Raw genomic sequence first — 24,712 nt, forward strand, 5'->3', positions numbered from 1 at the left:
CGCCCCGGCCGCGGCACCGGCCACCGCGGCACCGGCCACCGCGGCACCGGCCACCGCGGCACCGGCCACCGTGGCCGCCGCCCCCACCGCCGCGCAGCTGCTCGCCAAGACCAACAGCTGCAAGCAGATCTCGAACGGCAAATACAAGACCGACGAAGACGTTTCGAGCAAAACGGTCGCCGTCTGCGATGCCAACGGGGCCGTCTTCTGGAAAGCCGACATGGACATCGACTGCGACGGGCAGCGCACCTCGCAGTGCAACGAGGACACCGACTGCTGCTTCCAGGACGACACCGCGTTCCACCAGTCCGACGGCAAGCCGCTCAACGCCGCGAAGCTGCCCTACATCGTCGTGCCGAGCTCGAGCAGCATCTGGAAGTACTCCTCCTCCGGCCTCAAGGGCGGCGGCTCCTGCGCGGTGATCTACAACGGCAAGGTCGAGTACACCGTCATCGGCGACACCGGCCCGTCGCAGATCATCGGTGAAGCCTCCTACGCCACGGCGAAGGACCTCGGCATCAACCCCGACCCGTCCAACGGCGGCACCGACTCCGGCGTCACCTACATCTGCTTCAAGAACTCGACCGTCTCGCCGATCGAGAACCACGCCAACGCGGTGAGCAAGGGAGAAAGCCTCGCCACCACGTTCGTGAACAACAACTGACGCAACCTATTCACGATCCGGCGGCGAACCGTGGGCGTAGTCCACCGTTCGCCGCCGGATCGAGACGCAATTCTCACTCGGATCCCTTGCGTCTCACCGCCATCTCACGCCGTCCCCCGTTCGCCGCGTCCGCGGTAACGATCCAGGGGCGCCCGCCGACCAACTTGAGGGTCGCGCGGAATAGCGGAGGTTTTGGCGTGGAGATCAGTGTCTTCGGGCTCGGTTACGTCGGCTGTGTCTCCGCCGCGTGCCTGGCGGGGCAGGGACACCGGGTGGTCGGCGTGGACGTCAACCCGGTGAAGATCGACCTGATCACCCAGGGCAACGCCCCGGTGGTCGAGGAGCGGATCGGCGAGCTGACCGCCGAGGTGGTCGCGAGCGGTGCGCTGAGAGCCACCACCGACGTCGCGGAAGCCGTCGCCGACAGCGAGATCTCGCTGGTCTGCGTCGGGACGCCGTCGGCGCCGAACGGCAGCCTCTCCACCGTCTACCTCGAGCGTGTCGCCGAGGAAATCGGGGAAGCGCTCGCCAAGAAGAGCACGCGGCACACCGTCGTCTTCCGCAGCACCATGCTGCCGGGCACCTGCCTCGACCTGCTGGTCCCGATCTTGGAGAAGGCCTCGGGCCGCACGGCAGGGGTCGATTTCGGCGTCGCGGTGAACCCGGAGTTCCTGCGCGAAGGCACCAGCGTCCGCGACTTCTTCGACCCGCCGAAGACGGTCATCGGCGAGATCGACGAAGCCAGCGGCGACGCCGTCGCGGCGTTGTACGAGGGCCTGCCCGGCCCGGTTTTCCGGGTGCCGATCCCGGTCGCGGAAATGACGAAGTACGCCGACAACTCCTTCCACGGCCTGAAGATCGGGTTCGCGAACGAGCTCGGCGCGATCTGCCGGGCGCTGGGCCTCGACTCGCACCAGGTGATCGACGTCTTCCTCGCCGACACCAAGCTCAACATCAGCCCCGCCTACCTCAAGCCCGGGTTCGCCTTCGGCGGCTCGTGCCTGCCGAAGGACCTGCGCGGGCTCGTCTACGCCGCGCACCGGGCCGACGTCAGCGTGCCGATCCTGTCGCACGTGCTCGCGTCGAACGACGAACACCTGCAGCGGGCCTTCGACCTGGTCGCGCGCACCGGCAAGCGCAAGGTCGGGCTGTTCGGCCTGTCGTTCAAGCCGGGCACCGACGACCTGCGCGAGTCGCCGCTGGTGGAGCTGGCCGAGAAGCTGCTCGGCAAGGGCTACGACCTGAAGATCTACGACGCCAACGTCAGCCTCTCCCGGCTGATGGGCGCCAACCGCGAGTACATCGAGAGCCGGCTCCCGCACCTCGGCCAGCTGCTCGCCGGGTCCGTCGACGAGGTCGTGAACCACGCCGACGTCCTGCTCGTGGGCACCAAGGACCCGGACGTGCTGGCGGCCCTGCCGCACGGGGGCGACCGGGCCCTGATCGACCTCGTCCGCCTGCCCGACGCCGCTGAGCGTCGCCTTGAAGAGGGATACGCCGGCCTTGCCTGGTAAAGCGCTCATCCTCGTCGAAAACCTCTCCGTCCCCTTCGACCGGCGGGTCTGGCAGGAGTCCACGACCCTGCGCGACGCCGGGTGGGAAGTCCACGTGATCTGCCCGCAGGGCACGAAACGCGACACCGAGGCCGAAGCCGTCGTCGACGGCGTCCACATCCACCGCTACCCGCTCCGGGCGGCGACCGGCGGCCCCGCCGGCTACCTGCAGGAGTACGGCACCGCGCTGTGGCACACCCTGCGGCTGGCCCGCAAGGTCGGGCCGGTCGACGTCGTGCACGCCTGCAACCCGCCCGACCTGCTCTACCTGGTCGCGAAGGTGCTGAAGCGGCAGGGCGCGAGGTTCATCTTCGACCAGCACGACCTGTGCCCCGAGCTGTACCTGTCACGGTTCGACCGCGGGCAGGACCTGCTCTACCGCGGGGTCTGCGCGCTCGAACGCGCCACCTACCGCGCCGCCGACGTCGTCATCTCGACGAACGAGAGTTACAAGCAGGTCGCCCGGATCCGCGGCGGCAAGAAGCCCGAGGACGTCTTCGTGGTGCGCAGCGCCCCCGTCGTCGAGCGGTTCCACGAGGTGCCGGCCGAGCCCGAGCTGAAGAAGGGCAAGCCGCACCTGCTCGCCTACCTCGGCGTGATGGGCCCGCAGGACGGCGTCGACTACGCCCTGCGCGCGCTCGCGAAGCTGCGTGACGAGGTCGGCCGCACCGACTGGCACGCCGTGTTCGTCGGCTCCGGCGACGCGTTCGACGACATGGTCGCGCTGTCGGCGAAGCTCGGGCTGGCCAACCAGGTCGAGTTCACCGGCCGGATCTCCGACGAGGACCTGGTCCGTTACCTCTCCACCGCCGACGTCTGCCTGTCGCCGGACCCGCTGAACCCGCTCAACGACGTCTCCACGATGAACAAGGTCATGGAGTACATGGCGATGAGCAAGCCGATCGTCTCGTTCGAGCTGCGGGAAGCCCGGGTCTCCGCCGGCGACGCGGCCGTCTACGCCCCGGCGAACGACGAGTCGGCCTTCGCGAAGCTCGTCGCCCAGCTGCTCGACGACCCCGAGGAGCGGGCCCGGATGGGTAAGCTCGGCCAGGCCAGGGTGGCGGGTCCGCTCTCCTGGGAGAACTCCGCGAAGGCTCTGCTCGCCGCGTATGAGCACGCTGTGAAGTCCTGATCGCCGTTCGGTCAAGAAGTCACCCGCACGTGTAACCAATGCTCCCGGTCTTACGACGGTTCGGGTAACCGGCCGATCAACTGAACCCGTTCGGCGTACCCGGCTCAGGAATGGAGACCCCGCCGTTGACTGACGACACGGTGCGCCTGGCCCTGGTCGGGCAGGTCCTGCGACGGCGATGGCGGCTACTGGCCGTTCTCGCCGTCTTGGGCGCGCTGGTCGGCGCGGGAGCGTCGATCCTCTTCTCGCCCGGCTACAAGACCACCTCGGGCGTCCTGCTCCAGGGCCCCCGCCAAGCGGACGAGCTGCTCACCCAGGCCGACATCGCGAAGGCTTCGGTCGTGCTCGACCGCACCGCGGCCATGCTGCCGTGGCACCCCAGCGGTGCCGACCTGAAGGACCAGGTCAGCACGTCGGTGGCGCAGAGCAACGTCGTGACGATCACCGTCTCCGCCGACACCGCCGAGCACGCCCAGCAGCTCGCCGACCAGGTCGCCCAGCAGTACGTCAAGTTCTCCACGCAGCTGGCGACCAACTCCGCCGACGCCTCGGTGCAGCTCGCCCAGGAACAACGCGAGTCGCTGCGCCAGCAGGTGAAGCTGACGACCGAGCGGATCAGCGACCTCGCCAAGAACGTCGGCGGCGACCTGACCGTGGAGAGCGTGCAGGTCCGCACGCAGCTCGAGGGGCTGAAGACGTCGCTCGAGCAGGCGATCAACGACCTCAACCAGGCCGACCTGGCCACCGGCGTCGGCAACACCGTGGTGCTCGGGCCGTCCCAGCGCCCGACCTCGCCGGCCGCCCCGACGATGACGCAGCTCGTCGCCGGGGGCGCGGTGCTGTTCTTCCTCTTCGGGGTGTTCGGCCACCTGTTCACCGCCCGCACCGACCGGCGGCTGCGGGGCGAGCCGCAGATCGCGTCCGCGCTCGGCGCGCCGATCCTGGCCGGCGTCGACGTCGCCACCCCGGAGGGCGACCGCGTCCCGGCCACCGGCTTCCTCGGCAAGGTGCGGCACCTGCTCGGCGGGGACCGCCCGTGGGTGCAGCCCCCGGTCGCGACCTCGGCCGACGAGGTCAACCGCGACATCCGCTTCCGCCGGGTGCTGGCCCGGCTGGCCACCGGCCCGGCCGACATCCTGCTGCTGGTGGCCGACGACGACGAGACCGGCCGCCGGGCCGCCGCCCAGCTCGCCGAGCTGGCCGACCGGCAGTCCCTGCCGCTGCGGGTCTTCGAGTTCTCGCCCGACCGGCCCACCGTGCCGGACGCCACGGCGAGTTCCGGGGTCCTGGTCGTGCTCGGCGCCGGCACGCGCACCGCGTGGCAGCTCGTCCGGCTCGCCGAGGCCTGCGCCGACGGGGGCCAGGAGATCGTCGGGGCCGTCCTCACCCACCCCGTCCGGCCGAGCGCGCCGGAGAAACCCGGACCCGCGGCGGAAGCCCCCGAGAAAGCCCTGGCAGGTTCGGCGTGACGACTCCTCCCGAAACCCCCGCCGCGCCGCTCGTCGACCTCCAGCGGCTGTTCATCGCGATCCGCCGCCGCAAGCGCATCTGGCTGGCCACGGCGCTGCTCGGGCTCATCGCCGGGGCGGCGCTCGCGGTCGTGCTGCCCGCGCCGCCGACCGCGGTCGCCAAGGTGATCGTGGTCCACCAGGACGACTCGCCGACCGACAGCGGCACGCTGATGCGCACCGACGTCGCCGTGCTGCAGACGGCCCCGATCGCCACGGGCGCGCTGAAGAAGGTCGGCAGCACCGACTCGCCCGAAGACTTCATGAAGAACTACGCGGGTCTCGGCCTCACGAACAACATCCTGCAGATCACCGTCAAGGCCAAGAGCAACGAAGACGCCGTGGCGAAGGCCCAGGCGCTGGCCGAAACGTTCATCGCCGACCACGTCAAGCGCAGCCAGGCGGCCGCGGCCGCCCAGTCGCAGGCCATCCTCGACCAGCGGAAGAACGCCCAGGACGAGCTGGGCAAGGTTGAGCAGCAGATCGTCGAGGAGGAGGGCAAGGGCCGCCAGGCCAGCCAGCCCACCCTCGAGAACCTCTACAGCCGCCGCGCCGCGCTGACCGCGCAGATCTCGGACTTCACCTCGCGCGCCCAGCAGGCCGGCATCGGCAGCCCGCAGGTCGCCGCGGGCACCCAGGTCGTCGACGCGGCCCGCGCGCTGCCCAAGGCGTTCCTCAAAACCACCGCGACCAACGCCGGCATCGGCTTCGCGCTCGGCCTGGCCCTCGGGCTCGCGCTGGTCGCCATCGGCGCCGTCTCACGCGACAAGCCGGTCTTGCGCCGCGAGATCTCGACGCACCTGGGTGCGTCCGTGATCGCGCAGTTGCCGTCGAAGCTACGCGGGCCGGCCCGGCTATGGCGGCGCTCGCGGGCGGTTTCGGAACGCCGGCGCGTCGCCACGACGCTGGCCAGGCTGATCAAGAAGGACCCGCGCACGGTGTCGCTGCTGGAGCTCGGCGCGCCGAAGGTCGCGGCCGCGCTCAGCCTGGACGTCGCCGCCGAGCTCGCCGAGGACGGTGCCGCGAGCGTCGTCGACGACCTCCCGCGCGAAGACGTCCGCAAGCTCGCGCAGGAGACCAAGAGCGACATCTCGGTGGTCGGGGCCGGCGACCCGCCCGGGAAGCCGGAGGAGCGCCGCGTCGGCGTCGGCACGGTGTCGCCGGGCACGGCGTGGACCGACCTGGAGCACCTCGGCAAGGAGACCGTACTGGTCGTGAAGGCCGGGCACGCGAACACGCTGTGGCTGCACACGGTCGCGCGGCAGCTGGCCGATCAGGAGATCCCGATCCTCGGCGTCGTGCTGGTCGACCCGGACCCGCGCGACAAGTCCGACGGCACGCTGTGGGACGGCCTGCACACGGCCCTGCGCGGCCGCGGCCGCCCGGCAGCGCCCGCCGCGGCTCCGGCCACGGCTTCGGCTTCGGCCGAGCGGGAGGACCGCCTCGACGAACTGGTCGCCCGCGTCGCCGAGCGCGTCGCCACAGAGCAGCCGACGCGCCGGTTCTCCCCGGTCCGGCCGGTGCTCCAGCCGCCGCACACCGCCTCGCGGCCCCCGGCGTCGCCGCTGCCGCCGCCGGGCGGGGTGAGCGTCCCGGACCACCTGAACGCGCCGACGAAGAAGTTCGCCCCGGTCAAGCCCCAGAAGCGGCCGACACCGTTCAAGCGCGACCACGGAGAACCGAACCACAAGGGCGATCTCGAACCCGACCTCGAACCCGAAAAGAGCACTGTGACAACCGGGGCTTCGCCCCAGGCCGGGGGCTCCGCCACCCAGACCCCCGAAAAGAGTGCGTGAGTCTCCTGACCCGCGCCGCGACCGAAGGGGAACGCACCCGATGTGCGGCATCGCAGGCACCTACCTCTGGCCGGACGGCGGGCCGCTCACCGACCGGCTGACCAAGACGCTGGCCCACCGCGGCCCGGACGGCTCCGGCCGCTACGAGCACCGGGCCGGGCCCGGCCAAGTCCACTTGGGACACCGGCGGCTCTCGATCATCGACCTGTCCGAGACCGGCGCGCAGCCGATGGTCCTCGACGGGCTCGCGCTGAGCTACAACGGCGAGCTGTACAACGCGCCCGAGCTGCGGGCCGAGCTGGCCGCGGCCGGCGTGCGGTTCCGCGGGACGTCGGACACCGAGGTGCTGCTGCAGGCGTGGCGGCGCTGGGGCACCGACTGCCTGCCCAAGCTGCGCGGCATGTTCGCCTTCGCGCTGTTCGAAGAGGGCACCGGCGAGCTGTTCCTGGTCCGCGACCAGCTGGGCATCAAGCCGCTGTTCTTCGTCCAGCGCAACGGCGGGGTCGCGTTCGCCTCGGAACTCAAGGCGCTCGCGGGTGAGCTCGGCGGGTCGCTGCAGGTCGACAACGCGGCCCTGATCGCGTCGCTGCTCTACTACTGGGTGCCGGACAGCCGGTGCGCCTACCAGGGCGCGGAGAAGCTGCAGCCGGGCACGTGGCTGCGCTGCCGCCCGGACGGCCAGGTCGATCGCGGCCGGTTCTGGTCGCTGCGGGAGGTCGCCGAGGAGGGCGCGGCCTTCGACGGCGAGGTCGACCTGCACGAGGTGATCGCCGAGTCGACGGCCAAGCACCTGCTCTCGGACGTCCCGGTGGCGACCTTCCTGTCGGGCGGGCTGGACTCCAGCTACCTGACGGCGCTCGCCGCGCGGTCCCAGCCCGGGATTTCGGCCTACACCATCGGGTTCCGGGCCGAGGACGCCAAGTTCGAGGCCATGCCGGACGACCTGAAGTACGCCCGGATCGTCGCGGAGCAGTTCGGCGTCGACCTGCACGAGATCGAGATCGCGCCGCAGGTGCTCGACCTGCTGCCGAAGATGACCTACCACCTCGACGAGCCGATCGGCGACCCGGCGGCGATCAACTCGTTCCTGATCTGCTCGGCCGCGCGCGAGGCCGGCGTCAAGGTGATGCTGTCCGGGATGGGCGCCGACGAGCTGTTCGCCGGCTACCGCAAGCACCTCGCGAACCTGATCGCGCTGCGCTACCACAAGGTGCCGAGCGCGGTCCGGCGCCCGGTCGAGTCCATTGTGGACAGGCTGCCGGTGGCGTCGGCCAAGCGCGGCTACCGGTCGGTGCGGTTCGCCAAGCGGTTCCTGTCCTTCGCGGGCCTGCCCGAGGAAACGGCGTTCCGGCGCAGCTACACGATGTACGACCGCGCCGAGCTGCTCGGGCTGGTCAACCCGGACCTGGCGGCTTCCGTCGACGACGTCCTGACCGAGCACGCGGACACGTACCACGACCAGGCCTTGGACGACTTCGTCAACCGGATGTGCCTGGCCGATTCGCGGATGTTCCTGCCCGGGCTGAACCTGACCTACACCGACCGTTCGACGATGGCGGCGTCCACCGAGGTGCGGACCCCGTTCGTCGACGTCGAGGTCGTGCGGGCGGCGTTCAAGATCCCGGGGAACCGGAAGATCGTCGGCCGCGCCGGGAAGATGGCGCTGAAGAAGGCCGCCGAGAACATCCTGCCCGGCGAGATCGTGCACCGGCCGAAGGGCCTGTTCAGCGCGCCGCTGCGGGCCTGGATGAGCCGCGACCTGGCGCCGCTGGTGCGCGAAGTCGTCAACGAAGGCGTGCTCGTTTCGTCGGGCTTCCTGCAGCGGGAGGCGTTGCAGCGCATGGTCGCCGAGGACGCCGCCGGTCAGGAAGACCGCGGCAAGCACCTCTGGCACGTCTTGACCCTCGAGTATTGGTACCGGAACGCGATGTCTGGAGCGGGAGCGAAGTGAAGCAGGTAGTCCAGAACTACAAGAGCGGGGAACTGGCGCTCCTCGACGTGCCCGAGCCGGCCTGCAAGCCGGGCGGTGTGCTGGTGCGGACGGTGTACTCGCTGATCTCGACCGGCACCGAGATGATGAAGGTGTCCGAGGCCAGCATGTCCCTGGTGGGCAAGGCGAAGGCCCGCCCCGACCAGGTCGCGAAGGTCATGCAGAGCGTGGCCACCAACGGCCTTTCGGCGACCTACCGCAAGGTGACGTCCAAACTGGACTCCTACACCCCGCTCGGCTACTCGCTGTGCGGTGTCGTCGAGCAGGTCGGCGACGGCATCACCGACGTGAAGGTCGGCGACCTGGTGGCCTGCGCGGGCAACGAGCACGCCCTGCACGCCGAGCTGAACTGGGTGCCCAAGAACCTCTACTCGCCGGTGCCCGCCGGCGTCGACCCGCGGCACGCGGCGTTCGGCACCGTCGGATCGATCGCCATGCAGGGCGTCCGCCGCGGCGAGCCGCAGATCGGCGACGTCGCCCTGGTCATCGGCCTCGGCCTGATCGGCCAGCTGGTCGTGCAGCTGCTGGCGTCGTCCGGCGTGCGCGTGGTCGGCGTGGACCCGGACCCGGAGCGCTGCAAGCTCGCCGAGAGCCTCGGCGCGCTGACCTGCGCGCACCCGGCGTCCGGCATCGTGGACACGGCGGTGGACGAGCTGACCCACGGCGCGGGCGTCGACCAGACGTACCTCGCGGCGGGCGGCAACACGAACGACCCGGTGGAGCTGGCCGCGAAGCTGTCGCGCGACCGCGGCCGCGTGATCGACATCGGCAAATGCAAGCTCGACCTGCCGTGGAACGCCTACTACGAGAAGGAACTGGACGTCCGGTTCTCGCGGTCGTACGGGCCGGGCCGCTACGACCCGTCCTACGAACTGGAGGGGCGTGACTACCCGATCGGCCAGGTCCGCTGGACCGAGCGCCGCAACCTCGAGTGCGTCCTCGACCTGATCGCGCGTGACCGGCTGGACGTCGAGCCGCTGATCACGCACGTCTCGGACTTCTCCGACGCCGTCTCGACGTACCAGTCGCTGAACGAGGGCGCGTTGAAGGCCGTGGCGGTGCTGTTCCGCTATCCGGACGGGGTCGCCCGGACGGACCCGGTCGTGACGTCGGCGCGCGTCGGCGTGGCATCGGCGCCGGCGGCTGCGTTGCCGGCCGGCCAGCCGGTGCGCCTAGGCTTCATCGGGGCGGGCAACTACGCGTCGTCGATGCTCCTGCCGCACCTGGTCGAGCGCCCGGACGTGCAGCTCAAGCACGTCGCGACGACGTCCGCGCTTTCGGGCGCCAACGCCCGCCGCAAGTTCGGCTTCGCGGCGGCGTCGACGGACATCGACGACGTCCTCGGCGACTCGTCGATCGACGCGGTGTTCGTCGTGACCCGGCACAGCTCGCACGCGGAGCTGACCCGCCAGGCGCTGCTGGCGGGCAAGACGGTGTTCGTCGAGAAGCCGCTGGCGCTGTCTCCCGAAGAGTTGCAGAAGGTCCTCGACGCGATCGAGGAGTCCGGCAACGACCGCCTCCAGGTGGGCTTCAACCGCCGGTTCGCCCCGCTGCTGCACGAGGCCCGCGACCAGTTCGGTCCGCGCGTCGGCCCGGCGAGCGTCCGCTACCTGGTGAACGCGGGCCGCCTCGACCACGGCAGCTGGTACAACCAGACGGATTCGGAAGGATCCCGCTTCGCCGGCGAGGGCGGCCACTTCATCGACACGGTGAGCTGGCTCCTCGACGCCGACCCGGTCTCGGTGTACGCCACGGGAGACCTCCAGGTGACCCTCGGCTACGCGGACGGCTCGACGGCGGTGATCACATACGCCGAGACGGGCTCGTCGGGCTTCCCGAAGGAGACCCTGGACCTGGTCGCGGACGGCAAGGTCCTGAAGTTCGACGACTTCGTGCGAGCGTCGGTGTACTCGCGCAAGAAGTGGGCCAGTTCCCGCATCCCGAAGGGCCGCGACAAGGGCCAGGCCGCGGAGGTCGAGGCGTTCCTGACGGCGGTCCGGACGGGCGCGCCGATGCCGATCTCGATCGCCTCGCTGGCGGCAACGACCCTGGCGACGCTGGCGGCCCAGACGAGCGCGGCGAACGCGGCACCGGTGCGGATCGAGCTGCCGCAGAAGACAGGCGCCCCGGCATGACGAGCGACGCCCTGATCCGGGAAGTGGCGCGGTCGACCAGGTCGGATGTCGCCTCGGGCCGGACCGTGGCCCTGCCCGAAGCAGGTGTCCGCCGGTGATGGGGCCTGGCTGGTACCTGCGCCGGCTCTCGCGGATGGGGCCGGCGGAGGTCGTCGGCCGTGCGCGGCATGCCGTTGTCCAGCGGCAGTGGCGGTCCGCGCTGCCCACTCCGCCGGACTGGCCGTCGCACCCGCGCTTCACCGCGACGCTGCCCGCCGGGGTGCTCGGCAAGGTGTCCGGCGAAGCCGTCGCGCGACTGGTGGCCACCGCCGACGAGATGATGGCGGGCCGCGCGGAGTACTTCGGCGTCGAACGGGCGGATTTCGAGGCACCCGACTGGTTCCTCGACCCCAAGACCGGGCGTCGCGCGCCCTCGGACGTGTACGCGTTCGATGTGCCGTACCGGTCGGAAGACACGGTCGGCGACATCAAGCAGATCTGGGAACCGTCGCGGCACCAGCACCTCACCGTGCTGGCCGCGGCGTACGCCCTGACCGGGTCCTCCGCCTACGCCGAGCGCGCGGCGGAGCACCTGCGTTCGTGGTGGGCCGCCAACCCGCCGTTGCGCGGGCCGCATTGGGTGAGCGGGATCGAGCTGGGCATCCGGCTGCTGTCGTGGGTCTGGACGCGTCGGCTGCTCGACGGCTGGCCGGGCGCCGCAGAGCTGTTCGAGCAGAACCCGGACTTCCAGCTCCAGCTGTGGCACCACCAGAACTGGCTCGCGACCCTGCGCAGCCACGGTTCGTCGGCGAACAACCACGTGATCGCCGAGGACGCCGGGCTGCTGGCCGCCGCCTGCGCGTTCGGCTGGTTCCCGGAGTCGGCGAGCTGGCGAACCGCGGCGATGCGCTCGCTGGACGTCCACCTGGGGCGCAACACCTTCGCGTCCGGCCTCAACGCGGAACTGGCCTCCGAGTACCACGGCTTGGTGCTGGAGCTCGGCCTGGCGGCGGCGGTCGAGGCCGACGCCGCCGGCACGCCGGTGCCGGATTCGACCTGGGACGTCCTGCTCCGGATGACCGACGCCTTGGCGTCCATTGTGGACACCACGCTGCGCCCGCCCCGCCAGGGCGACGCCGACGACGGCTTCGGCCTGATCGTCGACGGCACGGCGACCGACCGCTGGGCGTCGCTGCTGGCTTCCGGCGAGGCGTTGTTCGGCCGTCTCGCTTGGTGGCCGGCGGTCCCCGGCGACGACGTCCGCACGGCGCTGCTCGCCTCTCTCGCTTCGCGCACTCCGCGCGCTTCGGGCGTCCGCCCGGGCAGGCGTCCGGCGCACCTGCGGGACGCGGGCATGACGATCCTGCGCTCGGGCCCGGTGTGGGTCCGCTGCGACGGAGGCCCCCACGGGTTCCTGTCGATCGCGGCCCACGCCCACGCCGACGCGCTGTCGCTGGAAGTCCGCCACGACGGTGTCGACGTGCTCGCCGACCCGGGCACGTTCTGCTACCACGGCGAGCCGCAGTGGCGGTCGTACTTCCGGTCGACGCTCGGCCACAACACGCTCGAGCTGGCCGGCCGCGACCAGTCGGTGTCGGGCGGGCCGTTCCTGTGGACCCGGCACGCGGTGACGAAGGTCCTCGACGTCCAAACCCCGGACGACGGGCCCTCCCGCTGGTCGGCCGCCCACGACGGCTACGCCCCGGCGCTCCACCGGCGCACGGTCGAGCTGGACGGCGACGTGCTCAAGATCGACGACGAGGTGCTGGGCGAGGGCGCCCCCGGACCCGCGCGGCTGGCGTTCCACTTCGGGCCGTCGGTGACGGTCATGCTCGACGGCACCACCGCTCGCCTCCGCTGGACGGCGGAGGACGCGAGGGCGTCCGATGCCGCCGCCGATCCGCTGGTCGGGCGGGTCTCCGGTTCCCTCGGCGGTGCCGTGCGCATCGCCGTGATGGAGTTGCCGACCGAACTTGCGTGGACCGTGCACCGGGGTGATGCCGAGCCGCCGCTCGGGTGGTACTCCGCGGGGTTCGGACGCAAGGAACCCGCCACCACCCTCGTCGGCTCCGGGTCGCCCGGACACCTCACCACCCTGCTCCGCTTCAGTTAGGACCCGCCCGTGACAGCCCGCCGCTTCCGACTCCGCCGTGCCGCTCCGCTGCTCGGTGTCCTGCTCACGGTCGCGGCGTGCTCGGGCGGGCCGGACACCGACGGCGGCCCGGCCCAGGCCACCGCGGCTCCCAGCGGGTCGGTCGCCGCGGTGTGCGACAAGCAGCCGGCCGGCCCCGCGGCCGCCCCGGCCGGGGCCGTCGTCGTCGACCCCGCCGTGCCGGGGGACCTGGCGGCGAAGACCCGCTCGGCCGGCTCCGGCACGACGTTCTGGCTCAAGCCCGGCAAGCACATCCTCGGCGACGACAAGTACGACCAGGTGTCGCCCAAGGACGGGGACGTCTACCTCGGCGCCCCCGGCGCTGTGCTCGACGGCCGGAAGATCAACCAGTACGCCTTCACAGGGCACGCCACCAATGTCAAGATCAACTACCTGACCGTGCAGGGCTTCGTCGCTCCGCACGACGAAGGCGTCGTCAACCACGACTCCGGCGACGGCTGGGTGATTGAGCACTCGACCATCCAGGACAACGACGGCGCCGGGCTCATGGCGGGCGCGCGCCAGCAGGTGCGCGGCAACTGCCTGCGCCGCAACGGCCAGTACGGCATGAACGCCTACTCCGGCGGCACGCCGCTCACCGCGCTGGTCGTCGAGGGCAACGAGATCGCCGGCAACAACACCGGCGACTGGGAAGCGAAGATCGAAGGCTGCGGCTGCAGCGGCGGGGTCAAGTTCTGGGACGTCAACGGCGCCGACGTGCGCGGCAACTGGGTGCACGACAACCACGGCACCGGGCTGTGGGCCGACACGAACAACAACGACTTCCTGATCGAGGGCAACCTCATCGAGAACAACGACAGCGCCGCGCTCATCTACGAGATCAGCTACAACGCCGTCATCCGGGACAACACGATCCGCAAGAACAACTGGGCCGACGGCCGCCGGTACGCCGACAAGAGCGACAACTTCCCGACGTCGGCGATCTACATCTCCGAGTCCGGCGGCGAGCCGCGGATCAAGGCACGCACCGCGAAGATCGAGATCTCCCGCAACTACCTGGAGAACAACTGGTCCGGGATCACGCTGTGGGAGAACGCCGACCGGTTCTGCAACAGCCCGGCCAACACCTCCTCGGGCGACTGCACCAAGCTGGTGCCGGCGGTCAAGCAGTGCGCGGCCCCGGCGATCACCAGCGGCGCGCTGCTGGCCGACTGCCGCTGGAAGACCCAGCACGTCGACATCCACGACAACAAGTTCGTCCTCGACCAGGCGGTCGTGGGCTGCCAGGCCTCGTGCGGCCGGATGGGCCTGCTGTCGAACTTCGGCAGCTACCCGGACTGGTCGCCGTACCGCGGCGACGACGTCCAGGAAGCGATCACGTTCAAGCAGGACAACCGCTGGCACGACAACAGCTACGCCGGCCCCTGGACGTTCATCGCCTACTCCGCCGACCGCGTCCTCGAGATCGGCGAGTGGGAAGGTGCGCCGTACTCGCAGGACAGCGGGAGCACCTTCACCGCCCAGGGCGGAGGCTGACATGACCGCGCACACCGGACTGTCCGGCCTCCGCGGCGACACCGCGCCCGAACCCGCGTCCTCGACGCCGAAGTGGGCGGGCCTCGCGTGGGCGCTCCTGATCCTCAACACGCTCGGCTCGACCGGCGCCAAGACGGTCCTCCCGCTGCCGCGGTCGGTCAGCCAGCTGGTCACCATGGGCTCGCTGATGACGGCCTTCGTGATCGCGCTGGCCCTGAACAAGCACCTGCGGATCCGCCCGAGCGCGTACCTGACGCTGCTGACGGCCCTGCTGGGCGCCAGCATCCTCTCCAGCGCCGACCTGCAGGAGGGCTTCGGCGCGCTGTTCCGGTGCTTCCGGCTCACCGTGTTCGTCTCCACGCTCTGGTTGCTGACCCGCTGGTGGGACGGCGGGTTCAGCTTCGTCCGGTACCACATCCGCACGTACGCGGTCGTGCTCGCGTCGGTGGCGATCGGCCTGGTGATCTCGCCCGGCAACGCGATGCCGGAGGAGTACGGCGGCCGGCTTTCGGGCGCGGTCTGGCCGCTGACCCCGCCGCAGATCGGCCAGTACGCGGCGGTCATCTCCGGGCTCACGCTCCTCCTCTGGTTCGGGCGCCGCACAACCTGGCGCAGCGCGCTGATGATCGTGGTGCCGGTGCTGGGCCTGCTGATGCTCACCCACACCCGCACGGCGACGCTCGGTCTCGTCGCCGGTCTCGCGGTGGCCTTCCTGTCGATGGTGCTGACCAGTGCCCGCGCGAGGAAGGTGTTCGCGTGGACGGTCGGCGTTGGCGGGGTGGCCGGCGTGGTGCTCGCGGGCGCGCTGCAGACGTGGTTCCTCCGCGGGCAGAGTGCGGACAACTTCTCCAGCCTGACCGGCCGCGCGAAGGTGTGGGACGCGCTGCTGGAGGCCCCGCGGACGACGGCCGAGTACATCTTCGGCGTCGGCCTGACCGACAAGTCCTACGACGGCCTCCCGATCGACAACAGCTGGCTCGCGATCTACCACGAGCAGGGTTTCGTCGGGATCGCGCTGGTGGCGGGCTTCCTCCTCACCTTGGTCGTGGTGGCCGTGCTGCGGCCACCGTCGCTGGCTCGCGCATGCGCGATCTTCCTGATCACCTATTGCATTTCGGCCTCCTACACCGAAGCGGGTCTCGGCGACGCGTCGCCGTACTTGCTGCACTTGGCGGTCGCCGCGTCGCTGCTGGTCCGCGGGGTGCCGCAGTCCGACGAACAAGCATTCATCCCGGCGAAGGGGGCAGACGTGCGAGGTGCAGGCGCGTGAAGGTGCTCGTGGTGCACAACCGGTACCGCTCCGAGCAGCCGAGCGGGGAGAACAACGTCGTCGACGCCGAGGTGACGCTGCTCGCCGAGGGCGGGCACCAGGTGTCGCTGTTCGAACGCCGCAGCGACGACATCGCGGCGATGCCGTTGCCCCGCAAGGCCGCGGTGCCGCTGATGGTGCCGTGGAACCCGGCCGTGCGGAAGGAGCTCGCCGCCCGGCTGCGGGCCTCGCGCCCGGACGTCGTGCACATCCACAACACGTTCCCGCTGCTGTCGCCGTCGGTGTTCGCCGCGTGCGCGGACGCGGGGGTGCCCGCGGTCGCGACGCTGCACAACTACACGATGGTCTGCCCACCCGGCACGCTCCACCGCGACGGCCGCATCTGCACCGAGTGCGTCGGCGGCTCACCGCTGCCGGCGGTCAAGCACGGCTGCTACCGCGGTTCGACCGCGGCCACGCTCCCGATGGCGGCGAGCATGGTCGCGAACCGGCGCCGGTGGTGGACGGGCATCTCCCGGTTCTTCTGCATTTCGGCGGCTCAACGTGACCTCCTGGTGTCGGCCGGGATGCCCGGCGAGCGGATGGCGGTGAAGCACAACTTCGTCACCGACCCCGGCGTCCGCCGCACCGGCGCCGGCCAGCACGTGCTGTTCCTCGGCCGCGTCACCGAGGAAAAGGGGGTCGGCCTGTTGATGCGGGCCTGGGAGCGTCTCGACGGCGCCCTTGGTGTCCCGCTGGTCATCGCAGGCACCGGCCCGATGCAGGACGAGGTCGCGGCCTGGGCGGCCGGCCGCCCCGACGTCTCCTACGTCGGCCTCCAGAACAAGGCGGAATGCCGTGCCCTGACCGCCGACGCGGTCGCGGTGGTCGCGCCCTCGACGTGGCTCGAGGCCTTCGGCCTGGTCGTGGTCGAGGCGATGGCCGCCGGCGTGCCGACGGTCGCTGCCGCGCACGGGGCGTTCCCCGAGCTGGTCGACGACGGCGTGACCGGCCTCCTGCACGTCCCGAACGACGCAGCCTCCCTCGCGGACCGCCTGCGCGCCGTCGCCGGCGACCGCAACGCAGACATGGGCGACGCGGCCCGCGTCCGGTACGAGAAGGACTTCACGCCCGCGGTCGGGCTCGACCGCTTGATCGCCGGGTACGAGGCGGCGATCGAGGCGTGAGGCAGCTGGTCCGGACGGCGCCCGCGGCCCTGCCGGCCGTGCTGCGCACCCCGCTGGCGATGACGGCTGCCTTGGCGACGGCGGTGCTCGTCGCGCTCGGCATCCTCCACTTCCACGATTCCGGCCTGACCGGCATCGACGCGGCCGTTCTGCCGTCGCTCTACCCGGTCCAGCCGCCGTGGCGGTACGTCGCCCTGGCCGTCGACTTCGGGGGCGAGCCGGTGGGATCGGTGATCCTGATCGGTCTCCTTTCGGTGGTGTGCTGGCTGGTCCGCCGGGTCCGGACGGCCGTGCTGACGGTGGTGGGTGTCGTGGTCACGGTGGCGGTGACGACGGTGCTGAAGCCGGTGGTCGGCCGCACCATCCACGGCGAGTTCCTGTCGTACCCGAGCGGGCACACGGCCTTGGCGACGGCACTCGCGCTCGTCATAGCGCTGTTGCTCACCGAGCGACTGGGACTGGGGCGCGCGGCCGGGCTCGCGCTTGTGCTGGGCCTGGCGCTGGTGGCCGGCCTGGTGATGGGGTGGGCCGAGGTCGCGTTGGGCGCGCACTACCCCACGGACGCCCTCGGGGGGTTCTGTGCCGCGTTGGCCGCGGTTCCGGCGACGGCTTGGGTGCTGGACCGGGTGGCCGACCGGCTCTGAGAACAAGGTCGGCTGCTTCTTTGACGCGCGCTGAGGACGTGCGCTCGCGGGGAGGCTGATCCGGGGAACAGCGAGTGGTGTTCACCGTGCTGGTAAGGGTGGGCTGAGGAATTCGTCCACTGTGGACGCGGTGTTCGGCTGAGGCGGTCATGTCTCCGACGGTACCGAACAGGCGTGCGAACGCCAGTCGCTGAAACGGGTGAACCGACGCGTCCGAAATTCTCCGCTCGCGACTTTTCCCTTGTGGCACAGGGGAAAAGTCGGTCCGCGGCGCAAGGCGTTGTGGAAATTGTCGGACCCGGTCGGCAAGCTCGTGATCAGCAGCCGGCGGGCCCACCGCCGAACGAAGAGCACCCGTCCTGCGAGTAGGGCTTTGCCTGCCAGCCCGCAGCGTCGACCGTCCTGGAGGTGTCATGTGCCACGAAAGTCCACGGCCCGGAGTACACATTGTCGTGCCACCGGTTGGCCTGCCGGAAGGTGATGGCCTCTTCGATCACCGTTCCCTTGTAGGGCGACCAGTCCGGGAATGTCCCGAAGTTCGACAACAGGGCCATCCGCCCGCACAGGCTCGTGCAGCCGACGCGGCCGGCGTCGAACTCGAAGGTGTTGCCGTGGATCTCCACCCGCTGCGTCTTCCAGCGGCAGTCGTCGTAGGCCGGGGCCTTCTCGATCGTGCCCGCGGCGCACGAAGACTTTGCCGCCGGCTTGGTGCAGTAGCCCGTGGACGTGTTCGCCGGGCTGTTGCAGAAGCGGTCGGCGTTCTCCCACAACGTGATCCCGGCCCAGTTGTCCTCGAACGTGTTGCCGCTGATGTCGACGGCGGACGTCCGGGCCGGCACGCGTGGATCGCCGCCCGATTCCGACAGGTACACCGTCGCCACCGGGAAGTTGTCGCCGCGCGCCGCGAACGCGCGGCCCTGCACCAGGGTGTTGCGGCGGAACGTGTTGCCGCGCAGCACCAGGTTGTAGCTGGTCTCGTAGAACAGCGCCTCGGCGTCGTTGGCCTCGAACAAGTTGTCCTCGACGAGGAAGTCGTTGTTGTTCGTGTCCGCCCACAGCCCGGCGCCGTGGTTGCCGTGGACCCAGTTGCCGCGGATGTCGGCGCCGTTCACGGCCCAGAACTTGGCGCCGCCGCTGCAGCCGCAGCCCGGCACCTTGGCCTCCCAGTCGCCGGTGTTGTTGCCGGTGATCTCGTTGCCCTCCAGCACGAGTCCGGTGATGCCGTCGCCCGCCTGGTAGGCGTTGAGCCCGTACTGGCCGTTGTTGCGCAGGCAGCTGTGCCGCACGACCTGTCCGGCGCCGGCCATCAGCCCCGCGCCCGCGTTGGCCTCGATGGTGGTGTTCTCGATGAGCCAGCCGTCGCCGGAGTCGTGGTTGACCACGCCCTGGTCCTGCAGCGCGGCGAACCCGCGGATGGTGAGGCTGCGGAGCTGGACGTCGCGGGCCCGCTGGGTGAAGGCCGCCCGGTTGACGCCGCGGCCGTCCACGACCGCGCCCGGTGCGCCGAGGTACACGTCGCCGTCCTTGGGAGCGACCTGGCCGAACTCGTCCTTGCCGAGCGTGTGGGTGCCGGGCCGGAGCCAGAACGTCGTGCCCGCCGGGTGCGCCGCCGTCTTGGCCGCGAGGTCACCGTCGACGGCCGGGTCGACGGGGATGGCCCCGGAGGGTGGCCGGCCGTACTCGGCGGGTTGGTGGTCGCACACTGGCTGCGGTCCGTCGGCGGCTCCCGCGATCGCCGGGCACGCCACGGCGATCAGGAGCGAGCAAGCAGCGACGAAAACCGCACGAGATCTGCCCATGGCAGGAAGTTACGCACGAACGGGCCGGAAAACAGTCACCCTCAAGTGTCCTCATCGGACCCAACGGGTGAATCCGGCCCGTCCGTGCGGCAATCAGGCGAACTTGCGGAACACGGGCTGCACCGGGCGCCCGCCCATCCACGGCGCCGGGTCGTTCGCGTCGAGGGCCTTCCGGTACACCGTGCAGGCCTGGGCGACGACGTCGATGGTCTTGTCGATGTCGGCTTCGGTGAGCGCGGCGCTGACCACGAAGGACGGTCCGAGCACGCCGCCGCCGATCAGCTCGCGCAGGAACAGCGTCCGGTACGGCTGGGACGGCTTGCCCTGCTCGTCGAGCGTGCCGAAGACCAGGTTGCTGGCCCGGCCGCGGACGACCACGTGGTCTTCGACGCCGATGCCGGCCGCCACCTCGCGGACGCCGGCGGCGAGCCGGTCGCCGAGGGCGTGCAGGCGGCCGATGACGTCTTCGTCGCGGTAGACGTCCATGACCGCCATCGCGGCGGCCAGCGAGTGGGTCTCGGCGCCGTGCGTGGTGGAGAGCAGGAACACCCGCTCCTGGTCGGTGCGCAGGCCGCCGATCTCCATCAGCTCGCGCTTGCCCGCCAGCGCCGACACCGCGAAGCCGTTGCCGAGCGCCTTGCCGAACGTCGAGAGGTCGGGCGTGACGCCGTAGAGGCCCTGCGCGCCCTGGGCGGACCACCGGAAGCCGGTGATCATCTCGTCGAAGACCAGGACGACGCCGTGCCGGGTGGTGAGTTCGCGCAGGCCCTGCAGGTACCCCGGCGGCGGTTCGACCGCCGCGGCCGCCTCCAGGATCATGCACGCGATCTCGCCCTCGTGGCGCTGCAGCAGCTCCTCCGCGGCCTGCAGGTCGCCGTACGGAAAGGACACCACCGCTTCCGTCGTCTCGTCCGGGATGCCCGCGTTCATCGGCGTGGTGCCGATGAACCAGTCGTCGGTGGAGAAGAAGGCGTGGTCGGCGCACTTGGCGACGAGCTTGCGGCCGGTGGCCGCGCGGGCCAGCCGGACCGCCGCGGTCGTCGCGTCCGAGCCGTTCTTGGTGAACTTCACCATGTCGGCCGTCGGCACGTTCTCGAGGAACCGCTCGGCGGCCTCGGCCTCGATGATCGACGGCCGGATGAAGTTGCTGCCCTTCTCCAGCTCGCCGCGCACCGCTTCGATCACCCGCGGGTGGGCGTGGCCCAGGCTGACCGCTCTCAGCCCGGCGCCGTACTCGATGTAGGAGTTGCCGTCGACGTCCCAGACGTGACCGCCGCGGCCGTGCGAGATGACCGGGGCCATCCCTTCGGGATACTGGTCCGAGCCCTTGGCGTAAGTGTGCGCACCGCCCGGGATGACCCGGTGCAGCCGCTCGTTCGCCGACGTGGAGCGGGGCAGGTTCGTTCCCATGTCGTGGTTCACCTCGTTGGTTTCAACGCCTCTCCGAGAGAGGGCGCCCGTTCATCCCGGTCACTGACCATTGTGACCGACAGTGGCCACGAAATGTCCAATTCAGGGTCTTTGTACGAAATCGTAATGTCCTCTTCAGGATCGTGCGCCCGATCGATACGGTACGAAACGTCAGAGGGATCGGTGAGTGACTGGAATCCGTGCGCGCAGCCCGCGGGGATGTACAAAGAAACCTGGGTATCACCGGAGAGTTCGAAGGTTTTCACATTCCGGAACGTCGGCGAATCCGGTCGGAGATCCACGACGACGTCGAAGATGGCGCCGTGTGAACACCGCACCAGCTTCGCCTCGCCGGCCCCACCACGCAGGTGCATTCCGCGGACCACGCCCTTGCGCGAACGGGAAAGACTGTCCTGGACGAAGCCGTCCGGGTCGATTCCCACCGACGCGACGACGTCGCGGTCGAACGTCCGGCTGAAGAAGCCGCGCTGGTCCGCGTGCGGGGTGGGCTCGAACAGGTACGCACCGTCGATCTCGGGCACCGGAATCGCCTTCATCGCGCACCCCCGAAGAGGGCCGCCGAAAGGGCGGCGAACTGGTCCTTGAGCCGCTGGGCGTTCATCTCGTTCCGTTCCTGGAGCGTCTGGCGCAGTTCGGCCGAGCGGTTCTCGAGTTCGGTGAACTGCTCGACGAGCCGGTCGAAGGCGACGGTCTTCGCCCGCTGGGTGAAGCCGTCGAGGCCCATCTCCGCCATGAGGACGTCGTTCTTCGGTGCGTAGCCGATCGCCACGGTCGGTTTCGCGACCTTCAGGGCGCAGAGCACGTTGTGGTAGCGCGTGGCCACCACGCTGTCCACCGCGGCCATCTCGTGCATCAGCTCGTCCAGGGTCTCCGCCGGAGCCGCCGTCACCAGCGGGGAAGCGGTCTTCTCGATGATCTCGTCGACGACCTGCCGGTCGATCTGATCACCGATGAACAGCCGGACGGGTCTGCCCTGGTCAACGAGCCAGGCGACGAAACGGTTCATCGTGTCCACGTAGTGGCGGTAGATGCGGTCGGCCTCGGCGCGGTCGTCGTTGCCGCCGTAGTAGGCCATCACCCCGACGCCGACGGTGCCCGGCTTGCCGCCGGCGGCCGGGGTGGGGAGGGAGAACGCTAGGTCGGGGTAGACCTGGTCGGCACTCGTGTCGACGCCCATGGCGCGCATGGCGTCGCGGGAGATGTCGTCGCGGTAGGAGCGGTACGCGGCCAGCCGGCCGGACCAGCGGACCAGCGTCCGGGTCGCCCGCGCGCTGATGTGGTTCGCGCCCACGCAGACGAGGGCCACCTTGGTGCCGAAGAGGCGCCCGGTGGCGGAGAGGAGGAAGAGCGAATACGGGAAACCCCACGGACGCAGCGGAAGCGTCGCTTCGAGGACACCCATGCCGGGCACGATGACGACGTCCTGCTTGCGGACCCAGGCGGCCGTGCGGCCGATGTCGACCAGCTTGCCGAGTCCCTTGAGGACGATCGACCGGAGGCCGGACGCCGTCTCGTACTCGGCCTGGTTCCAGTGCAGCGGCGTGGTGTCGACGCCGTACCGCGCGCGGACGATGTCCGGGCCGCCCACCAGGCCGGTCAGGACCGCGTCCGGGTACTCGGCGCGCAGGTAGCCGAGCACGGCTTCGAGGGAACCGTCGTTGCCGAGGTTCCCCGAGCCGAGCAGGCCGAACACGCCGACGCGGGGCGGACGCTTCACGCGAGCCTGCCTTCCCGGCCGGCCACGATCTCGTTGACCGTGGCGACGTCCGAGGCGGTCGGCGCGCGGTCCTCGACGCGCTCGCCGTGGCCGGAGCGGGCCCGGTTGGTCAGCCAGGCGCCGAGGTGGCCGAAGCACTCGCGCTTGTCGGCCGCCGAGATCGGCGCGCGGCGGATCAGGTCCGCGAACCCGTACACGTACTCGCCGAGCAGGCGGACGGTGGGATTCCGGAGCCGGTTCGCGCGCCGCGGGTCCAGATTCGCGCACCGGCTCCGGATGGTCGGGTTGGCCCGTTCCGCGCGGCCGGGGTGGTCGCGGCGGAAGTAGAGCAGCTCGGGCACCTGGTGGAACGGGCCGTGCAGGGCCATCTCGGCCGAGTACGTCCGGTCGGCGTGGTGGTAGCTGTCGAGCGGCTTGACGCGGCGGAGGACGTCGGCGCGGATGACGCCGTAGAAGTCGTCGCCACCCGGCTCGAACAGGATGCTGCGGAAGCGGTCCGGCGCGTGCGGGGACGCCGTGTTCAGCGTGTACTGCAGCGGCTGGACGATGCGGCCGTCGCCGTCGATGATCGCCTGGTCGCAGTGGGCCAGGATGATGTCCGGGCGCTCGTCGAGGGCCTCGATGCACCGCTTGAGCAGGTCGCGGGCATACAGGTCGTCGTGGGAGACCCACTTGAAGAGCTCGGTGCGGGAGACGTCGAACACGAAGTTGTGGTTCGGTGTCGCGCCGATGTTCTTCGGCTGGCGGACGTAGCGGATCCGCGAGTCCTTCTCGGCGTAGCGGCGGCAGATCTCGTCGGTGCCGTCGGTGGAGGCGTTGTCCGAGATGATCAGCTCGAAGTCTTCGTAGGTCTGGCCGAGCAGGGCGTCCAGCGACTCGGCGAGGTACTCCTCGCCGTTGTACACCGGGAGGCCGAGGCTCAGCCGCGGGACGGTGGTCATGGAGTCCTCATTCCTTGATCGGCTCTTTGATCGGCTCGAACACCACGGTGGGCTCGTCGGCGCCCGGCGGCACGTACTCGCGCAGCCCGGCCCGCAGCTGGAACCACCAGATGACGGATCCGCTGAGGGTGGCCGTCGCGACGCCCCACGCGGACCCGGACGCGCCGCCGAGGAACGCGCCGGCGATGCCGAAGGTGACGTAGAACAGGGACGCGACCAGCTGCGAGCGCAGGCTCCGCTTGGCCGCGCCGAGGGCGCGCAGGCCGGCGGCCGCGCCCGTGGCGAAGCTCGCGCCGACGACGGCGAGGGTCACCGGGAGGATCAGCGGGGACGAGGAGTCCCAGACCGAGCCCATCACCCAGCGGCCGGCGTTGTCGGGCACGAGGAGGAGCAGGCCGAGGCCCCAGCACAGGGCGGCGCCTGCTTGGCCGCCGCCGAGGATCATGCAGAAGTGCTTCAGCCGGTGCGGCGCCCGCTGAAGCACCCGCGCGCCCTCGGCGACGGTGACCAGGGACAGCCCCATGAGCAGGGCCAGGAACGGGCCGAGGAGCTGCTCGGCGCCGCGGACCGCGCCGACGGCCGTGATCCCGGCGATGGCGCCGAGGCCGTACGCGCGCAGCTGCGACGCACCGCTGTTGCTGACGTTCTCGACGAGGTACCGGACGCTGAGGTCGCGCTGCGTCCGGAGCCAGCCGAGCATCTCGCGCGGGTGCGGGAGGATCCTCGTCTGGAACCCGCCGTACAGGGCCGCGACCGCGCCGGACAGGCCCCAGGCCAGCACGAACGCGACCACCGTGTGGATCTGGGCAGCGACGTAGAGCGCCGGGATCAGGGCGACGCCCCACACGCAGTCGTTGACGAACGCTTTCTTGCCCGCGCCGCGGGCGAAGAACGCGAAGCGCCAGGCGTCCTGCAGGAGCAGGCCGGGCAGGACCACGGCGAGGGCGACGAACGCGTTGCCGAGCGGGCCGCCCGCGGCCAGGCCGGCCACGAGACTTACCAGGCCGGTCGCGCAGCCGACGCCGATCGCGGTGCCGGACGCGCTCGCCACTCCGACCCGCCACCGGTCCCCCGGGACGGCGCTGAAGCGCACCATCAGGGGGTCGGTGGCCAGGCCGCGGGAGACGTTGAGCACCACGCCGTAGGTGACCCAGGCGAGGCTGAAGATGCCGAACGCGAACGTGCCGAGCGAGCGGGCCACGTACAGCCCGACGGCGAAGTTGGTCAGGCTGGACACGGCCTGGTCGCCGAGGCCCCAGCTCAACCGTCCGGCCATCGCGCGAACCGCGCCCGACCGGAAGATCGAGCGCGGGGTGCGGCGATGGTTGGCCACGTCGC

The 24,712-nt window shown here is 70.7% G+C and carries 18 protein-coding genes; 12 read left to right on the plus strand and 6 right to left on the minus strand.

Annotated elements, in window-relative coordinates; genetic code table 11:
* The 12 genes from ACWEVN_RS01395 to ACWEVN_RS01450 all read left to right on the plus strand — a co-directional run.
* Positions 1-664 (plus strand): glycoside hydrolase family 75 protein (locus ACWEVN_RS01395; protein WP_452049815.1); only part of this gene is annotated, 664 nt, incomplete at its 5' end.
* Positions 665-861: 197 nt separating this feature from the next.
* Positions 862-2,178, plus strand: coding sequence for a nucleotide sugar dehydrogenase (locus ACWEVN_RS01400; protein ID WP_449682185.1), 1,317 nt, complete (start codon positions 862-864; stop codon positions 2,176-2,178).
* On the plus strand, positions 2,168-3,349 hold the full coding sequence (locus ACWEVN_RS01405) for a glycosyltransferase family 4 protein (RefSeq protein WP_449682184.1): 1,182 nt from the start codon (positions 2,168-2,170) through the stop codon (positions 3,347-3,349). The genes ACWEVN_RS01400 and ACWEVN_RS01405 overlap by 11 nt, the downstream gene beginning before the upstream one ends.
* A gap of 110 nt (positions 3,350-3,459) precedes the next feature.
* Positions 3,460-4,818 (plus strand): exopolysaccharide biosynthesis protein, encoded by a 1,359-nt coding sequence (locus ACWEVN_RS01410; protein ID WP_449682183.1) that lies wholly within the window; start codon positions 3,460-3,462, stop codon positions 4,816-4,818.
* Entirely contained in the window at positions 4,815-6,653 is a 1,839-nt protein-coding gene (locus ACWEVN_RS01415) for a Wzz/FepE/Etk N-terminal domain-containing protein (protein WP_452049816.1), read from the plus strand. The genes ACWEVN_RS01410 and ACWEVN_RS01415 overlap by 4 nt, the downstream gene beginning before the upstream one ends.
* Positions 6,654-6,693: 40 nt before the next feature.
* Positions 6,694-8,604 (plus strand): asparagine synthase (glutamine-hydrolyzing), encoded by a 1,911-nt coding sequence (gene asnB / locus ACWEVN_RS01420; protein WP_449682181.1) that lies wholly within the window; start codon positions 6,694-6,696, stop codon positions 8,602-8,604.
* On the plus strand, positions 8,601-10,778 hold the full coding sequence (locus ACWEVN_RS01425) for a bi-domain-containing oxidoreductase (protein WP_452049817.1): 2,178 nt from the start codon (positions 8,601-8,603) through the stop codon (positions 10,776-10,778). Before asnB ends, ACWEVN_RS01425 begins: the two co-directional genes overlap by 4 nt.
* A 97-nt stretch (positions 10,779-10,875) precedes the next feature.
* Positions 10,876-12,870: an alginate lyase family protein gene (locus ACWEVN_RS01430; RefSeq protein WP_452049818.1), complete on the plus strand. Its 1,995-nt coding sequence runs from the start codon at positions 10,876-10,878 to the stop codon at positions 12,868-12,870.
* Positions 12,871-12,879: 9 nt separating this feature from the next.
* On the plus strand, positions 12,880-14,406 hold the full coding sequence (locus ACWEVN_RS01435; RefSeq protein WP_449675948.1) for a right-handed parallel beta-helix repeat-containing protein: 1,527 nt from the start codon (positions 12,880-12,882) through the stop codon (positions 14,404-14,406).
* Position 14,407: 1 nt separating this feature from the next.
* Complete coding sequence (locus ACWEVN_RS01440) at positions 14,408-15,676, plus strand: O-antigen ligase domain-containing protein (protein ID WP_449682177.1); 1,269 nt, start codon at positions 14,408-14,410, stop codon at positions 15,674-15,676.
* Positions 15,673-16,842, plus strand: a complete 1,170-nt coding sequence (locus ACWEVN_RS01445) for a glycosyltransferase family 4 protein (protein WP_452049819.1) — start codon at positions 15,673-15,675, stop codon at positions 16,840-16,842. Before ACWEVN_RS01440 ends, ACWEVN_RS01445 begins: the two co-directional genes overlap by 4 nt.
* The gene (locus ACWEVN_RS01450; protein WP_452049820.1) at positions 16,839-17,486 is read left to right on the plus strand and encodes a phosphatase PAP2 family protein; all 648 of its coding nucleotides are present in this window, start codon (positions 16,839-16,841) and stop codon (positions 17,484-17,486) included. The genes ACWEVN_RS01445 and ACWEVN_RS01450 overlap by 4 nt, the downstream gene beginning before the upstream one ends.
* Before the next feature lie 317 nt (positions 17,487-17,803).
* Here ACWEVN_RS01450 and ACWEVN_RS01455 read toward each other — a convergent pair whose 3' ends face one another.
* From ACWEVN_RS01455 to ACWEVN_RS01480, 6 genes are all read right to left on the minus strand, one after another.
* The gene (locus ACWEVN_RS01455) at positions 17,804-19,285 is read right to left on the minus strand and encodes a right-handed parallel beta-helix repeat-containing protein (RefSeq protein WP_452049821.1); all 1,482 of its coding nucleotides are present in this window, start codon (positions 19,283-19,285) and stop codon (positions 17,804-17,806) included.
* Between the two features lie 93 nt (positions 19,286-19,378).
* Complete coding sequence (locus ACWEVN_RS01460) at positions 19,379-20,695, minus strand: glutamate-1-semialdehyde 2,1-aminomutase (protein ID WP_452049822.1); 1,317 nt, start codon at positions 20,693-20,695, stop codon at positions 19,379-19,381.
* 8 nt (positions 20,696-20,703) lie between these two features.
* Entirely contained in the window at positions 20,704-21,252 is a 549-nt protein-coding gene (rfbC, locus tag ACWEVN_RS01465) for a dTDP-4-dehydrorhamnose 3,5-epimerase (protein WP_310967840.1), read from the minus strand.
* Positions 21,249-22,433 carry a polysaccharide pyruvyl transferase family protein gene (locus tag ACWEVN_RS01470; RefSeq protein WP_452049823.1) on the minus strand — a complete coding sequence of 395 codons (1,185 nt, stop codon included), beginning with the start codon at positions 22,431-22,433 and terminating at the stop codon, positions 21,249-21,251. Before ACWEVN_RS01470 ends, rfbC begins: the two co-directional genes overlap by 4 nt.
* Complete coding sequence (locus ACWEVN_RS01475; RefSeq protein ID WP_452049824.1) at positions 22,430-23,374, minus strand: glycosyltransferase family 2 protein; 945 nt, start codon at positions 23,372-23,374, stop codon at positions 22,430-22,432. Before ACWEVN_RS01475 ends, ACWEVN_RS01470 begins: the two co-directional genes overlap by 4 nt.
* 7 nt (positions 23,375-23,381) lie before the next feature.
* A complete protein-coding gene (locus tag ACWEVN_RS01480) occupies positions 23,382-24,707 on the minus strand; it encodes a hypothetical protein (RefSeq protein ID WP_452049825.1) in 1,326 nt (441 codons plus the stop codon).
* Positions 24,708-24,712 lie beyond the last annotated feature (5 nt).

It is taken from the genome of Amycolatopsis sp. NPDC003861, from assembly GCF_053605405.1.

Excerpts from the sequence above, each read along its gene's own strand:
- ACWEVN_RS01410 (WP_449682183.1), top strand. The coding sequence starts at position 3,460 with ATGGAGACCCCGCCGTTGACTGACGACACGGTGCGCCTGGCCCTGGTC.
- asnB (WP_449682181.1), top strand. The coding sequence starts at position 6,694 with ATGTGCGGCATCGCAGGCACCTACCTCTGGCCGGACGGCGGGCCGCTC.
- ACWEVN_RS01430 (WP_452049818.1), top strand. The coding sequence starts at position 10,876 with ATGGGGCCTGGCTGGTACCTGCGCCGGCTCTCGCGGATGGGGCCGGCG.
- ACWEVN_RS01440 (WP_449682177.1), top strand. The coding sequence starts at position 14,408 with ATGACCGCGCACACCGGACTGTCCGGCCTCCGCGGCGACACCGCGCCC.
- ACWEVN_RS01455 (WP_452049821.1), bottom strand. The coding sequence starts at position 19,285 with ATGGGCAGATCTCGTGCGGTTTTCGTCGCTGCTTGCTCGCTCCTGATC.
- ACWEVN_RS01460 (WP_452049822.1), bottom strand. The coding sequence starts at position 20,695 with ATGGGAACGAACCTGCCCCGCTCCACGTCGGCGAACGAGCGGCTGCAC.
- rfbC (WP_310967840.1), bottom strand. The coding sequence starts at position 21,252 with ATGAAGGCGATTCCGGTGCCCGAGATCGACGGTGCGTACCTGTTCGAG.
- ACWEVN_RS01475 (WP_452049824.1), bottom strand. The coding sequence starts at position 23,374 with ATGACCACCGTCCCGCGGCTGAGCCTCGGCCTCCCGGTGTACAACGGC.